The sequence below is a fragment of the Campylobacter concisus genome, assembly GCF_902460545.1.
GTDB lineage: Bacteria > Campylobacterota > Campylobacteria > Campylobacterales > Campylobacteraceae > Campylobacter_A > Campylobacter_A concisus_AE.
The window spans coordinates 213,039-227,397 of the sequence record NZ_CABPUE010000001.1; the positions used below are offsets into that span (position 1 = coordinate 213,039).

14 protein-coding genes are annotated in these 14,359 nt (G+C 36.9%); 4 read left to right on the plus strand and 10 right to left on the minus strand.

The window, feature by feature from the left end; all coding sequences use genetic code 11:
* Positions 1-1,626, plus strand: a complete 1,626-nt coding sequence (locus FZ949_RS01030; RefSeq protein ID WP_103579670.1) for a cation:proton antiporter — start codon at positions 1-3, stop codon at positions 1,624-1,626.
* Positions 1,627-1,730: 104 nt separating this feature from the next.
* Here the strand turns inward: FZ949_RS01030 and FZ949_RS01035 are convergent, their stop codons facing one another.
* Together FZ949_RS01035 and secA are read right to left on the minus strand one after the other, a co-directional pair.
* Complete coding sequence (locus FZ949_RS01035) at positions 1,731-2,930, minus strand: ABC transporter permease (protein ID WP_103579671.1); 1,200 nt, start codon at positions 2,928-2,930, stop codon at positions 1,731-1,733.
* A 51-nt stretch (positions 2,931-2,981) separates the two neighbouring features.
* Positions 2,982-5,588, minus strand: a complete 2,607-nt coding sequence (gene secA / locus FZ949_RS01040; protein ID WP_103579672.1) for a preprotein translocase subunit SecA — start codon at positions 5,586-5,588, stop codon at positions 2,982-2,984.
* A gap of 97 nt (positions 5,589-5,685) precedes the next feature.
* Between secA and lolA the strand changes: the two genes are divergently transcribed.
* The gene (gene lolA / locus FZ949_RS01045; RefSeq protein ID WP_103579673.1) at positions 5,686-6,198 is read left to right on the plus strand and encodes a LolA-like outer membrane lipoprotein chaperone; all 513 of its coding nucleotides are present in this window, start codon (positions 5,686-5,688) and stop codon (positions 6,196-6,198) included.
* Between the two features lie 26 nt (positions 6,199-6,224).
* On the opposite strand, the gene FZ949_RS01050 is transcribed toward lolA, so the two are convergent.
* The 6 genes from FZ949_RS01050 to FZ949_RS01075 are packed head-to-tail and all read right to left on the minus strand — an operon-like array spanning position 6,225 to position 11,883.
* The gene (locus tag FZ949_RS01050) at positions 6,225-6,764 is read right to left on the minus strand and encodes a hypothetical protein (protein ID WP_103579674.1); all 540 of its coding nucleotides are present in this window, start codon (positions 6,762-6,764) and stop codon (positions 6,225-6,227) included.
* Positions 6,761-8,080, minus strand: coding sequence for an ATP-dependent DNA helicase (locus FZ949_RS01055; protein WP_103579675.1), 1,320 nt, complete (start codon positions 8,078-8,080; stop codon positions 6,761-6,763). The genes FZ949_RS01050 and FZ949_RS01055 overlap by 4 nt, the downstream gene beginning before the upstream one ends.
* A complete protein-coding gene (locus tag FZ949_RS01060) occupies positions 8,081-10,090 on the minus strand; it encodes a bifunctional C40 family peptidase/M15 family metallopeptidase (protein ID WP_148790017.1) in 2,010 nt (669 codons plus the stop codon).
* A complete protein-coding gene (locus tag FZ949_RS01065) occupies positions 10,087-10,581 on the minus strand; it encodes a chemotaxis protein (RefSeq protein WP_148790018.1) in 495 nt (164 codons plus the stop codon). The genes FZ949_RS01060 and FZ949_RS01065 overlap by 4 nt, the downstream gene beginning before the upstream one ends.
* Positions 10,574-11,020: a 2-thiouracil desulfurase family protein gene (locus tag FZ949_RS01070; RefSeq protein WP_148790019.1), complete on the minus strand. Its 447-nt coding sequence runs from the start codon at positions 11,018-11,020 to the stop codon at positions 10,574-10,576. The genes FZ949_RS01065 and FZ949_RS01070 overlap by 8 nt, the downstream gene beginning before the upstream one ends.
* Complete coding sequence (locus FZ949_RS01075; RefSeq protein ID WP_148790020.1) at positions 11,017-11,883, minus strand: D-amino acid aminotransferase; 867 nt, start codon at positions 11,881-11,883, stop codon at positions 11,017-11,019. Before FZ949_RS01075 ends, FZ949_RS01070 begins: the two co-directional genes overlap by 4 nt.
* 103 nt (positions 11,884-11,986) lie before the next feature.
* Between FZ949_RS01075 and FZ949_RS01080 the strand changes: the two genes are divergently transcribed.
* Positions 11,987-12,490, plus strand: a complete 504-nt coding sequence (locus tag FZ949_RS01080) for a hypothetical protein (RefSeq protein WP_148790021.1) — start codon at positions 11,987-11,989, stop codon at positions 12,488-12,490.
* Positions 12,491-12,615: 125 nt separating this feature from the next.
* On the opposite strand, the gene FZ949_RS01085 is transcribed toward FZ949_RS01080, so the two are convergent.
* Positions 12,616-12,909, minus strand: a complete 294-nt coding sequence (locus FZ949_RS01085) for a hypothetical protein (RefSeq protein WP_021090986.1) — start codon at positions 12,907-12,909, stop codon at positions 12,616-12,618.
* Positions 12,910-12,911: 2 nt separating this feature from the next.
* Entirely contained in the window at positions 12,912-13,835 is a 924-nt protein-coding gene (rsmH, locus tag FZ949_RS01090) for a 16S rRNA (cytosine(1402)-N(4))-methyltransferase RsmH (protein WP_148790022.1), read from the minus strand.
* Positions 13,836-13,962: 127 nt separating this feature from the next.
* Here rsmH and FZ949_RS01095 point away from each other — a divergent pair.
* The coding region (locus FZ949_RS01095; protein ID WP_148790048.1) for a class II aldolase/adducin family protein at positions 13,963-14,359 on the plus strand (397 nt) is incomplete at its 3' end.

A 14,359-nucleotide genomic window follows, 5' to 3' on the forward strand; every position in this document is an offset into this window, starting at 1 on the left:
ATGGAACAAATTTTAGAAGGTTTCTTGCTTGTTGCAGCGATCTCAGTCGCATTAAACGTCATTTTTAAAAAATTTCAGATACCAACCATTATCGGCTACATCGTAACAGGTACGCTTATATCAGAATTTTTCAACCTAAAAAGCAATGATGAAATTTCTCATATCGCGGAATTTGGTATCGCATTTTTGATGTTTACCATTGGGCTTGAGTTTAGCTTTAAACACTTAATGGGAATGAAAAAAGAGGTTTTTTTAAACGGTGGCTTACAGGTTTGTTTAAGTGGCTTTATAATGGGCGTTATGCTTTATTATGCCCTTCACTTAAAAGACGAAACAGCACTTATTGCAGGTCTTGCACTTGCACTATCATCAACTGCGATCGTGCTAAAGACGCTAAATGATAGTGGCGATGTGAGCAAAATTTACGGCAGAAAAGCACTTGGAATTTTACTCTTTCAAGATATTGCAGTCATTCCTATCTTGCTTATGATCGATATGTTTAGCTCGCAAGATGCTTCAATAAATGAGCTTTTGCTAAAGACATTTACAAGTGCGATTATTCTTATTGTTGTGCTATTTTTACTTGGTAAATATGTCATCAACTGGATATTTTATAAAGTTATTCAAACAAATTCGCAAGAGGTTTTTATAGCTACGATTTTATTTATGGTCGTTGGCTCTAGCACTTTGGCTCACTTTTTTGGCTTCTCATACTCTTTGGGTGCATTTTTAGCTGGTATGATGATGGCAGAGACACAGTATAAACACCAAATCGAAGTTGATCTCATACCTTTTAGAGATTTACTCTTAGGGCTATTTTTCATAACCGTTGGTATGCAGATAAATTTTGCTGTCGTCGTCTCAAACATCTGGCTTGTTCTTGGCCTAGTATTTAGTGTCATGGTGATAAAAGCAGTTGTCGTTTTTGCTATCTTAAACATCTACTTAAAGCGAAGAGTTGCTGCAAAAACTGCACTTAGTGTTTGTCAAATAGGCGAATTTGCACTAGCTGTTTTTGGACTAATGACTACTAGAAATTTACTTGATATACAAACTGCTCAAATTTTTATCGCAGCCTCTGTTGTATCGATGTTTGCTACGCCTTTTATACTTAAAAAACTAGACGCGATAGCAGACCTCATAGAACGTGAGATCGTTGTTGAACCGAATGAAACTCTAAAGCCACAAAAAATAAAAAATCACATCGTAGTCTTTGGCTATGAGAGACTTGGACAAGAAGTCGTTTTGAGACTAAAAGAGACAAAGCTTTTATATCTTGTGCTTGATAATGATATTAGTCTAGTTGAGCTTGGTAGGAGCCGCGGGGAAAATGTATTTCTAGGTAACGTTCTTCAAAGCCACACACTTGAAAATGCCTGCCTAAGCGATGCAGCCGCTGTTATTATAACTGTTAATAATGAGCAAAGAGTGGAGCTCATCGCACAAAAGATAAAAGACTACGGCGTAAATACCCAAACTATAATAAAAATAAATGGCGAGGGCAATAAAGATATTTTTGGTGAGTTAGGTAAAAATTTCCACCTAATAAACGAAGAGCGTGTCATGGCAAAAACACTCGTACACGAGGCTCTTCAATGCAAAATCGATCATGATATAAGAGTGTAAAAGTATAAATTTATCCTAGAATTTTTACGAGTTTATGTTCGGTTTTAAAATAATCTTTTAAAAATAACTTTTACAAGCAATGAGTAAGCCTAAATCTCTAGGCTTTACTCATTTCTTAACGTTTGAAGCACATTTACTTCCGTGGCTTTTTTAGCTGGGTAATAAGACGATATAGCCACGATAAATACAGCTCCAACTACAATAAGCACAAGATCGATGGTTGAAAGCTCGAGTGGTAGTTTGCTTGAGCCATAGACGTCAGCTGGCAGGTCTATGATGTTGAAATTTCCAAGTAAAAATAGCCATAAAAAGCCAAGTATCAAGCCAAATATAATGCCACCGCCCCCGATTACTAGTCCTTGATAGAAAAAGCTTCTTTTTATCTCGCCTTTGCTAGCTCCAAGTGCTAGAAGCAAGGCGATCTCCTGCCTGCGGTTCATCACGGTCATTAGTAGTGAGCTTATGATATTTAGCGACGCCACAAGGATAATAAGCATCAAAACGATAAAAAGTGCTCTTTTTTCAAGTGCAAGTGCTGAGAAAAAGTTGCCATTTTGCTCCCACCAGCCAATAGCCACCGTACCTGCTGGAAGCCCCTCGCGCACCCTTTTTATATCATCAAATGGCTTACTTGAAAAGATGTGAATTCCATCATAAACGCCCTTTGGATAGTCCAAAATTTTCCTTAATGCATCAACTGAAGTATATGAAAACGCCTTGTCATAGGCGATTAGCCCAGATGTAAATGAGCCGCCTATGTCAAAGCGCTTCATCTTTGGCGTTAGAGAAAAGCCAGCTGGATCAGCCTTTGTAAAAATAAGCGTTAGTTTTTCATCATCTCTTAGTCTAAACTCACTCGTTATGCCACTTCCCACAAGTACCTCAAAGCCCTCTAGCTCTTTATCTTTTAAAGCTTCATTTACGACCGAGTTTATCTGCTTTTCATCTTTAAAATTTACGCCGTAAATCAGTCCGCCCTCAAGCGCATTTGCCGAGCGGTAAATGACCTGCGTGCTGATATATGGACTAAATTTAAGATCACTAAATTTAGCCTTTAGCTCATCTACAAAGCCATCATCGATCGATCCCTTAAAGGCGCTTTGAACGGTTATAGGGTAGTTCATCGTAAAAAGTTTGCGCTCAAATTCTTTATCAAATCCATTCATAATAGCCATCGCAACTATTAAAACCATAAGTCCTATGCTCACACCAAGAAAGGCGAGCAAGGCGCTTAGAGCGATAAATGGCTGAGTTTTATCAAATCTTAAATATTTAAAAAGTAGGTACTTTGGTAAGCTTGTCATCAAATAGCCTTTAAAAGATTAAGGCGCTTTTGCGCCTTAAAAGTAGAAATTTTAAGCAAATATGCCTTTTTTAGGGCCACTTTTGCCGTGGCAATCTTTATATTTTTTACCGCTTCCGCAAGGGCATGGAGCGTTTCTTGGTATCTTTTTTTCTGCCGTGAAATTTTCATCTTCGCCTTGGTTGTTGTAGCTTAAATTTTCATTTTCAGCATTTTGGCTAGCTTCTAGCATCATCCTAGCTTGCTCTTCTTGCTCCTCACGGCTCTTAAATCTAACGATTTGAAGCGTTTTAACGCTCTCAGTTTTTAGTCTGCCAACTAGCTCCATAAAGAGATTGTAGCTCTCTTTTTTGTATTCAACTAGCGGATCTTTTTGATTATACCCTCTTAGGCCGATGCCAGTTTTTAGGATATCCATCTGATAAAGATGCTCTCTCCATGCATTATCAAGCACTTGAAGATATAAAATTTTCTCTATATCTTTTCTTTGCTCTTCATTTAGCACGCTCATTTTTTCGTTATATCTAACCTCTAAAATTTGCGCTATTTTCTCCACTAGTTCATTATACTCTAGCCCTTTTAGCTCACTCTCGTCGATCTCTTCGCCACAATCTGCAAGGATGATAGAGCATAAATTTTTAATGTCGTAGTCATCTTTCAAGCCGCCATGGAAAATTTCAGCCGTATCAAGTAAATTTGTGGCGTATTCAACCCTATTTTGAGCTATCTTTTCGCTCATATCGTAGTTTTTATCAAGTAGCTCGTCGCGGTATTTGTAGATGGTCTTTCTTTGCTCGTTCGCCACGTCGTCATACTCAAGCAAGTGCTTTCTAGCCTCAAAGTGCAAGCTCTCGACTTTCTTTTGAGCGTTTTCAACAGCCCTTGTCACCATGCGGCTCTCGATGCTTTCGCCCTCGTCGATACCAAGCCTATCCATGATCGCTTTTATGCGGTCGCTACCAAAAATTCTTAAAAGATTGTCCTCTAAGCTTAGGTAAAATCTACTCATACCAGGGTCGCCCTGACGGCCAGCACGGCCACGCAGCTGATTATCTATCCTTCTACTCTCATGCCTTTCGGTACCTATGATATATAGACCGCCAAGGTCTCTCACCTCGTCATTTATCCTGATATCAACACCACGTCCAGCCATATTTGTAGCGATAGTTACAGCGCCTTTTACACCAGCTTGTGCGATGATCTCGGCCTCTTTTTCGTGGTTTTTAGCATTTAGCACAGAGTGTGGGATGCCAGCTTTTTTAAGCATCTCGTGAAGCACCTCACTACGCTCGATACTTGCAGTTCCCACAAGCACTGGCTGACCTTTTTCGTGAGCTTTTTTGACTTCATCGATAACTGCTTTAAATTTCTCATTTTGAGTTTTATAGATAAGGTCGTTTTGATCGATCCTCTTAACTGGCACGTTTGTTGGGATCGAGATAACTTCAAGGTTATAAATTTGAGAAAACTCAGTAGCCTCTGTCTGAGCCGTACCAGTCATACCTGCAAGCTTTTTATACATTCTAAAGTAGTTTTGATATGTTGTATCGGCAAGCGTTTGGCTCTCTTCTTGAATTTTTACGCCCTCTTTTGCCTCAAGTGCCTGATGAAGCCCTTCGCTAAAGCGTCTGCCTTCGCTTAGACGTCCTGTAAATTCATCAACGATGACAACCTCACCATCTTTTACGACGTAATGAACGTCTTTTTCAAAGAGATTGTGAGCTTTTAGAGCTTGATCTAGGTGGTGGCTTAGCACGGCATTTTCAAGGTTGTATAGATTTTCAACCCCAAAGAGCTTTTCAGCCTTGCTTATGCCAGCCTCTGTGATCATTATCGTTCTATTTTTTTCATCTACTATAAAATCCCCTGTTGGCTTTGAGCCTGGCACGTTTGGATCAGCTGGAGTGCCTCTGGTAAGCTGTTTTGCGACTTGATCGGCTCTTATGTAGCCATCAAGCGTGCGGTTTGTTGGACCAGAGATTATAAGTGGTGTTCTAGCCTCATCTATCAAAATACTATCAACCTCGTCCACGATAACGAAGTTATGGCCTCTTTGTACCTTTTGACCAGCTTCAAATTTCATATTGTCACGCAGATAGTCAAAGCCAAATTCTGAGTTTGTGCCGTATGTTATGTCAGCGTTATAGGCAGCTTGCCTTACCTCATCGTCGTATCCGCCACTTAGTATCACATCAACGTTTAAGCCTAAAAAGTTATAAAGTTCGCCCATTTGCGTCGCGTCACGCTTTGCAAGGTAGTCATTTACAGTTACTACATGCACTCCCTTGCCACTCATCGCATTTAAGATAACTGGCAAAGTCGCAACCAAGGTCTTACCCTCGCCTGTCTTCATCTCAGCGATCCTGCCATCGTTTAGCACCATGCCGCCTATTAGTTGCACGTCAAAATGGCGCATCTTAAGCACCCTTTTGCTAGCCTCTCTAACTAACGCAAAGACATCATTTAAAATTTGATCTAAAGTGACTTTTTCTTCTACTACTTGGGCTTTTAGCTCGTTAAATTTGATCTTAAGCTCATCATCACTCATCTTCTCATAAGTTGGTTCTAACGCGTTTATCTGCGCCACACGTTTTATGTATTTTTTGACTTCTCTATCGTTTTTGGTGCCAAAAATCTTTCTAAATACCGATGAAATCATTATTTTACCTTCCTAAATTTTTAAACTTTGGATCTTAGCATAGTTTAACTATTTATTTAATTAAACTGGGCTAGAATACGCCAAAAAAGGATAAAAAATGAGAAAATTTCTAGTTGCATCTCTCGTCGCAGTTTGCTCATTTGGTGCTGGCTTAAATTTCAAAAGCCTGCAAAGTGACTTTACACAAACTGTTTTTAGCGAAGGCAAAAGCATAAATTACAAGGGTAGATTTTACGCAAAAAACGACAATACTGCACTTTGGATATATGAAAGTCCAACGCCAAAGAGAATTTATTTTAACAAAGAGCGTGTGATCGTGATTGAAGACGAGCTTGAGCAAGCCATCATTTCAAAGCTTGATGATACGCCAAATTTGACGCAAATTTTAGCTCACGCAGAGCAAGTTCAACCAACACTTTACAAAGCAATATATGACGGAGTTGAGTATTTTATAACTATTAAAAATAATCTTCCAACGACGATTGACTATAAAGACAAGCTTTCAAATAAGATAAAAATCACTCTAAGCAACCCAGTAAAAGACGCGCTCATACCACAAGAGACGCTAACTCCGGTTATCCCGCAAGGTTACGATATAGTAAATCAATAAATTTGGCTAGCTTTAGCCAAATTTACTCACTTCTCTCCAAAATCTTTTCCAAATTCTTGAACATTATTTAGATCAATAGGCTTTTGGACTACGTCATTTGGATCTGGCGAGATGATAATCTCATTGCCCTTTTTCTTCTTTTCTGGTTTTGTTACAATCTCTTCATTAACGCTTGGATCGGAGCATAAATTTTGGCTTTTTATTGCTTTTATGATCTCACTTAGCTCAAGATTATTTATCACTTTTATATTTAAGATAAGCACATCATCAATATCAAGAGAGTGCTTTTTGGCTGCGTATTTTATGAAAAGCTCTTTAAATTTCTCTTTTCCCATTGAGGTTAAAATATCTTCCACGTAAAAGCTACCAACTATTATGTTTAAAGCATCAAGCACATACGCTTCATTTTCTTCAACATCGCGTCCAACAACTTCAAGGTTCATATTTATCTTTTTTGTTAAATTTTGTCCAGCTTTTGAGTAGATATCTGTTTGAAAATCTCTTACTTTTAGCACGTCTGCAAATGCAAAAATACAAAAAACAAGACTTAAAAATAGCTTTTTCATAAATTCTCCTTAATATGCAAAAATACGTTTTCTTGGTAAAATTTCTTAACTTCGTCGTCAATTTTAACCACTTTTCTTAAATGCTGCCTAAAATCACTTTTTTTATCATAAAAAAGTTTTAAATTTTTAGGACTTACTGCACGAGAAAGTGCGACGTAGAGTTGTCCTTTGGCAAAAATGTGGTTGATATTACAAATGAGCGAGTTTATGCTCATTCCTTGAGATTTGTGGATAGTTAGCGCATAGGCAAGCTTAAATGGAAACTGATAGAGCGATGCCTGTACATTTTCTTCGATCTCGTCTTCGTTTAGATTTAACGAGCTAAATACATAAGCAGCTTTTTCTATCTCACAAATTTCGCCGCTATCTTTTTTCACGATCACACTAGAGATGATGCCATTTTCTTTTAAAATTTGCATGATCTTGCCTTGCTCTCCGTTGTAATATTCGCCCCATTTATTTGACGTAAAGATGATCTTAGCGCCTATCTTTATCTCCAAATTTCGCGAGATATTTAGTGTATTTGCCCATTTTTCAAACTCTTTTTTATCTAAATTTTCATCCAAAATGCTCACATCTGAGTTTGAAATTTCAAGTGGTGTGTCAAGTTCTGAAAGCCTTTTTTGATTTAGCATTTCAGCCTCGGCGTTTCTACCAAAAAGCACACTCGTATCATCATCTGGCTCTATCTTGGTCACTCTTAAACTCTCTATATAGCTCATTATTTCATCATCTAGCTCGCCTACTCGCAGCCTAGAGAGAATCTCATAAAATTTAAGATCATTTGTGCGTTTTGAGATGAGAAGTTCGACATTTGTAAATTTCATATCCTCCCACGCACTGGAGTTAAAAGCGTACAAAAAATTAAAAAGCCTATTTTCGTTTTGCTCTTTTTGCACTGGGGGAAGTTGATAAAAGTCGCCAACTATAAGTACTCTACCTTTAAATTTAGAGGCGAGCAGGCGATATCTTATCATCTCCATTAGATATGAGCTAACCATTGAAATTTCATCAATCACCAAAAGATCGCAAGCATCAAGCATATTTCTTAGCTTGCTTAGTTTATCTTTTTGATGATAGTCAAAGCGCCTTAGCTCCTCGTAGTCCTTGCAGTAGCCAAATTTAAAAAAGCTATGCAAACTAACTCCTCCAAGGCTAACGGCACTTATGCCAGTTGAGCCAAGGATTATGACGTTTTTAAAATTTTCTTTGTAGTGTCTTATGACGGAGGCAGTTAGATAGCTCTTGCCAACACCGCCGCCGCCTGTTAAAAAGACGTTTGAGTGAGATAAAATTTCTAAAATTTGATCTAGCATCTACTCAAACATCTCTGGACGGTACTCAAAATGCATCGTATCAAAGTGCTTCCAGCGTCCGCCCCAGATAAATTTATGTTTTTCAAAAACACGCACTATCTTTTCAGGAATGAGGTTTTGGTAGCCATTGCTCCACTGCCAATAGTGGCTCTTTTTCACATTTATATCGATCGCAATGCCGTAGCTGTGAGCGCTCAAGCGGTTTGTGCCAGCGATGATGCGCCATTTAAATGTCCCGCCTGGATCTTTTAAATACTCAAGCAAACTCATATCATGTTTTACCATCTCATTTAGCTCATTACTTACGTCTTGCAAAGCAGTTGCGGCTCCATTTTTAGAGTTAAATGGTAGTTTTAGCGCAAGGCTATCTTTTAGCCAAACGACATCTACCAAATTTGCTTTTACCTCGCTCTCACTTGAGCCATAAATTTTGCCTAAAAGCTCGTAGTTTCTACATCTGCCAGCATCGCTTAGTGCGGTGCTAAGTGGCGAAAATGCAGCGTAATCAAGCGCATTCATATCCTCTATATCGGCCCCAGTGCTACACTCATCATCTTTTTGTTTAAAGTCATCATAGACAAATATTGTTCCATCACTGAATTTGACCAGATTATCCTCAACCTTAACATCATAAGCCCTTTGTAAAGCTGAAATTTTTCTAGCTTTATCACTTATTACATTTTCAGGCTTTATCACATTTATAGAATCGACCTTTGAAATGAGCAAATTTGAGTTTTGTATATCGCTTCTGTTTTGTCCGATGTTTAGTGTAGTTACTGCCGTAGCACCAATTAACGCTCTGCCGTTATTTTCGGTTTTTAGTCCCCAAGCATCATGCACCACATATATATCATCGCCCTTGTATCCAGCATAAAGCATGATATGCCCTGGCAGATGCACAAGCGTAAGATATGGCACACCCTTTTCTTTTATCTCTTTTGTCTTAGCAGCGTTACTAAGTCCTTTTAGATCAAATTTTTGTCCCATATTTGCTTGGGCCCTTGAGTTTCTGGGCAACCACACGCCAAAACTTGCTAGCAAATCTTTGGTAAAAAGCGAGCAATCCCTTAGCTTATCGACCCCACCCCAACCATAAGGCTGAGCAAGAAGGGAACTAATAAGTGTTTTTAGATTTGAGTCATTAAATTTAAGAGGAAAAAGAGCGCCAACAGACTTTGGCAACACAAATTCTCTCAAGAGATTTCTTACATAAATTTTTCCGTAGTAGTTTTTACTATCCTGCGCCAAAACAGGCAGTATCGCTCCAACTCTTGAATAAAATAAAAAATTTCCAGCCTTGTCATAAACTGGCATTTTATCCGTTTTTATAGTCACAAAACTTGACTTTTGATAGGCATTTGCCTCATCATCGCTTATAAATTTTATATCCTCGACCTTTACCCAGCCCCAAACCGCATCATCGCTAACAAACGCCCATGCCCTATCTTTAGAAAGATGTGACACAAAAAGTGGATGAGCGATGCTTAGGGTTGATTCTTGCAGATAATCAAACGGATAGCCCTCGCCTGGAGTTTGCGGATTTAAAAACATCGGCTCATCGGTTGGAAAATTTCTTAAAGCTGTGTTTGCCGAAGTTAGAGCATAAGCAGAGATGCTTGAAAGAGCTGAAAAATTTGCATTGTCTTTTTGTGCGTCAAACCAGCTTTGTGGGATCTCTCTAAAATTTGAGCCAAAATACTTTCTCTTTTCGCTTAGCTTATATATATTAAATGCCCAAAAGACATCGTTTGGATTAAATTTTACGCCCCTTAATGTAAAAACCTTAAACCTTCTTTTTAAAATTTCTTCTTGATCAAAGCTTGCACTTTGTATATTTTGCGGTAGCGATGAGGCATCTTGCTTCATTTCAAAATCAAGCAAACTAATGCGTTCATTTGGCTTATATACATTTTCATCTGGTAAAGAATTTTGCACACTTGGCTTTGGCTGGGTCTGCGAACATCCCAAAAACAAAGCAACGCTAAATGCTAAAAATATACCCTTTTTCAACTTTTTTCCTTATCCTTAAAAATAGCTTCTACAATCAAAACAAAAATATAAAACATCTTTTCATCGTTATTTTTACAAATTTGCTTCATAGTCTCATTATCGCTTTTTACTTTTATGTCATTTGACCTTAAAATTTCTACAATATCAGAGCCAAATTTCTTTGATAACTCGCCAACCTTTACATCATTTAAAGCGTTTAAAAATCTAGTAGTGTTACAATCCATCTGCACTGGCTTGTGATTTAAAATATTTTTAAACTCAAGGCTTAGTTTCTTTAACTTTTTCTTCTTAACATAACTATGAACAATCGTCAAGACAACCAAACTAAAGCCAAAGAAAATATGTAAATTCAGCGAACTTTCACTCATCTCCCCATTTAAGAAAAGAACGCCGCTCATAAAAAGACCGATCACACAGATAAAAAGCAGCAACAAGATGATATATTTAAAAATCACCTCAAGTATAATGTTGTCTTTTAGCCTATCAAACATCAAGCCCTACTATCTCATCTTCGCTGTAAACTAAAATTTCATTTTCTTTTAGCAGTTTTGCTGTGATGCCATCGCCTAAAATAAGCCTCTTACTAAAGCTTCCATCATAAATTTGCCCACTTCCACAACTTGGACTTTTTGATTTTAAAATAGCCTTTTTACAACCATTTAGTTTGGCTATTCTCAGGCAAATTTCTGCTCCTTTTTTGAAATTTTCACTCACATCTTTGCCTGAAAATTTACAAATAACTGCACCATTTTTCATCTCAGCCGGTTCCCTCGGCGTGCTAAGTCCACCATAAACTTCAGGACAAACAAAAAGCAGATGATATCTCTTTGAAATTTCATCTAAAACATCTTTATTTAAGAGATTATTTTCACCGTTAAATTTACAATTTATGCCGACTAGGCAAGCACTTATTAGGATTTTTTCTTTCAAAGTCCAGCTTCTTTTAAAAGTTCGCCAGCATAAATTTCTCGAAGTTTGCTTGAAATTTCTCCTACTTTTGCGCCATTTATCGCCTTACCATCAGCATAAACGACTGGTAAGAGTATGAGCGTAGCAGCCGAGATAAAGACTTCATCGGCATTATAAACTTCATCCATGCTAAATTTTCGCTCCTCTATCTTAAGGCCGATATCTTTAGCAATCTTTAAAAGTCTCATGCGGCGAATCCCTGGCAAAATTTCATTTGAAAGTGGCTTGGTGATGAGGGTTTTATCCTTGATGATAAAAGCGCTTGAGCTACAGCCCTCTGTGACAAAGCCGTTTTCTATCATAAAGCCCTCGTCTGCGCCCTTTTTGTGAGCCTCGTTTTTGGCGTAGCACTGAGCTAGAAGCGAGATCGATTTTATGTCGCGCCTTTTCCACCTTATGTCCTCGACGCTTACCACTTTTATGCCAGTTTTTGCAGCTGGGTTGTTTAAAATTTCACTCTCGTAGCAAAAGATAAAGACGCTTGGTGTTAAATTTTCTATGAAATAGAAATTTCTAAAGGCCACGCCTCTTGTTACTTGCATGTAAATTCCGCCCTCTTTTAAGGCATTTTTGGAGATTATCTCGTTTAAGATCGCTTCAAATTTTTCCTTTTCGTAGGGCAAGCTTATATCTATTTCATTTAAGCTTCTTTCAAATCTCGCCCAAAATCCATCTTTATCAACCATTTTTGAATTTATCACAGGCACAACCTCATAAATTCCATCGCCAAATATAAATCCTCTATCAAAAGCACTAACTTTTGCTTCATCTTTTTGCAAAAATTCTCCGTTTAAAAAGACGGTTTGCAAAGCTTGATCTGCCATTTTAGCTCCTTAAATTTTGGGCAAATTGTATCTAATTTTGTTTGAATTTATAGATTCTTAGATATAATGAACCAAAATTTCAAAGGTAAAAAGTCTATAAAAAATGCAAGAAACTTTAAAAGATAGAATCATAAAAAACGTTTTTTTTGTTTCAAAACAGCCAGTTTTATTCAGGGATCTACTTGAAGCAAATGCCCTTTTTAACGAAGGTATGCTAATAGACGGAGCAAAGTTAAATTTTAGATTTAACCACATCAAGCTCTATCAGATTTACGCACTTATCTGTTTTGTCATTTTATTTCCATTGTTAATCATCACGCATCATTTTTTAGCAAAAACTGACGCACACATATCTATAATAGCGACTGCTGTCGTTACTTCGGCCGTTTTCATTGGCTTTGATATGTTTAAAGTTTGGGCAAGAAGAGAGATAAGTCACGATCTTATCAAGAAAGCTTGGAGTGTGCATTTTCCTTATTTTAGCTATGAAAAATACTCAAGCAAGGTCGAAGAAATTTATAATACTGCTATAAAAAACGACATATCAAAAAAAGATTTAGAACAATATATATATGAAAAGCTAATCTCTCAAAAAGAGGGTAATTAATTAGTAAGTTAAGCTAGACTTTGTTTATTGAGCTAATTTTATTTTTGTGCAGTTATATACAAAATAGCTATATTATTTGCCAATATAATTGAATCGCCAAAATTTAAAAAACTTTAAATGTTTAGTTATTTCCATTGACGCTCTTGCATATTGTTTAAAATTTGATTTTTATAACGTAAATTTTCGAGCTTTATATTAAGAGCTCTATTTTCCTCTAAAAGCATATCTCGCTTACCGCTGATGTCGGCTATATCCCTACTTATATAATAAATCTGATTTGCTATGTAAATTTTTGGCAAAAATATAGCTAGAGCTATAAAAACAGCTAAATAGACCATCACTAATGTCTTAAAGCTTAAATTTACCTCACGTTTTTGCTCCTCGTCGTGAAGCGTCAATAGCTCTTCTTTTTCTTGCATTTTTATCCTTTTATCTTAAAAACTCTAAGTTTTGCGCTCTTGCTTCGTGAGTTTATCTTTAGCTCATTTTGGCTTGCTGTTAGTGGCTTTTTGGTTAAAATTTCTCCTAGTTCGTGATTGTTTCCGCATTCACATCTATAAACACCAGGTAGGCAGATACAGCTATTCGCCCATCTTTTAAAGCGCTCTTTTACGATCCTATCTTCAAGCGAGTGAAATGTAATAATCGCCACAAGACAATCTTTAAACACACATTTTTCTATACTATCAAGTAAATTTGTTAGCTCATCTAGCTCACCATTTACCTCTATCCTGATCGCTTGAAAGGCAAGTATTGCAGGGCTAACTCCGCGCCCTTTTATCTGGGCTGTACCTATTAAATTTGCAAGCTCTTTTGCACTCGTTATCTTGCCAAAATTTCTAGCATTTATAATCTTGTTCGCAATCCCAGCAGCATTTTTTATCTCGCCATAATCTCTAAAAATTCTAACCAACTCGTCAAAAGAGTAATCATTTACAACGTCAAATGCGCTAAAATTTCGCTCTTTGTCCATACGCATATCAAGCATGCTTGAGCCAAGATTAAAGCCCCTATCATCTTTATCTATCTGAAGCGAGCTAACACCAATGTCAGCCAAAATTCCTCTAACATTTAAAATTTCTTCTTGACTTAGCTTGCTAGTCAATTCAGAGAAGTTACTTTTATAAATTTTAACCCTACTACCAAATGGCTCAAGTTTTTTTAGTGAAAAATTTATAGCTTCATTATCTCTATCACAGGCAATTAAATTTAAATTTTTATTTTGAGACAAAATGGCACTAGAATGCCCTGCATACCCAAGCGTACAATCTATAAAATTTCCATTTAAATTTTTAAAAAAAGATAGAACTTCATCAAGTAAAACACTGATATGTGGACTTTGCAACACTGCCTCTTTATAGTAAATAGTGTGGAAAATTTATCGAAATTTTACTTAAAAAGCTATCATTACACAAAATTTTACATAAATTTTAAGATAGCTTAAATATAATCGCTTAAACGTAGGAGGAAAAATGGAGCTAGAACACTCAATAAATGAGATAAAAACGATATCACTTTCTATGTTTAGAAAGAATTTTTTTGGCGTCTTTCACGGCTCGATTTCGGCAAGAGTCGAAAAAAATCAATTTATAATCAATAAACAAAATGCCATTTTTGATAATTTAAAAGATGATGATTTGACACTTCTTTCATCAAAAAAAGACTATCGTTGGAATGAAGCTAGTCTTGATGCTGATATACACTTAAATATTTATAAAAATATAAATGAGGCAAGATTTGTTTGCTACGCGATGCCACCATACGCAACTGCCTACGCAATGAAACATGAAAAAATTGTACCGAAAGATTATTTTGGGTATATGAGATTTAATGAAATTTTAGTCTATGATCCAAAACAATATGATGACT

What these genes read in the sequence shown, in the direction of transcription:
- FZ949_RS01030 (WP_103579670.1), top strand. Translation starts at nt 1, where the DNA reads ATGGAACAAATTTTAGAAGGTTTCTTGCTTGTTGCAGCGATCTCAGTC.
- FZ949_RS01035 (WP_103579671.1), bottom strand. Translation starts at nt 2,930, where the DNA reads ATGACAAGCTTACCAAAGTACCTACTTTTTAAATATTTAAGATTTGAT.
- secA (WP_103579672.1), bottom strand. Translation starts at nt 5,588, where the DNA reads ATGATTTCATCGGTATTTAGAAAGATTTTTGGCACCAAAAACGATAGA.
- lolA (WP_103579673.1), top strand. Translation starts at nt 5,686, where the DNA reads ATGAGAAAATTTCTAGTTGCATCTCTCGTCGCAGTTTGCTCATTTGGT.
- FZ949_RS01050 (WP_103579674.1), bottom strand. Translation starts at nt 6,764, where the DNA reads ATGAAAAAGCTATTTTTAAGTCTTGTTTTTTGTATTTTTGCATTTGCA.
- FZ949_RS01055 (WP_103579675.1), bottom strand. Translation starts at nt 8,080, where the DNA reads ATGCTAGATCAAATTTTAGAAATTTTATCTCACTCAAACGTCTTTTTA.
- FZ949_RS01065 (WP_148790018.1), bottom strand. Translation starts at nt 10,581, where the DNA reads ATGTTTGATAGGCTAAAAGACAACATTATACTTGAGGTGATTTTTAAA.
- FZ949_RS01075 (WP_148790020.1), bottom strand. Translation starts at nt 11,883, where the DNA reads ATGGCAGATCAAGCTTTGCAAACCGTCTTTTTAAACGGAGAATTTTTG.
- FZ949_RS01080 (WP_148790021.1), top strand. Translation starts at nt 11,987, where the DNA reads ATGCAAGAAACTTTAAAAGATAGAATCATAAAAAACGTTTTTTTTGTT.
- FZ949_RS01085 (WP_021090986.1), bottom strand. Translation starts at nt 12,909, where the DNA reads ATGCAAGAAAAAGAAGAGCTATTGACGCTTCACGACGAGGAGCAAAAA.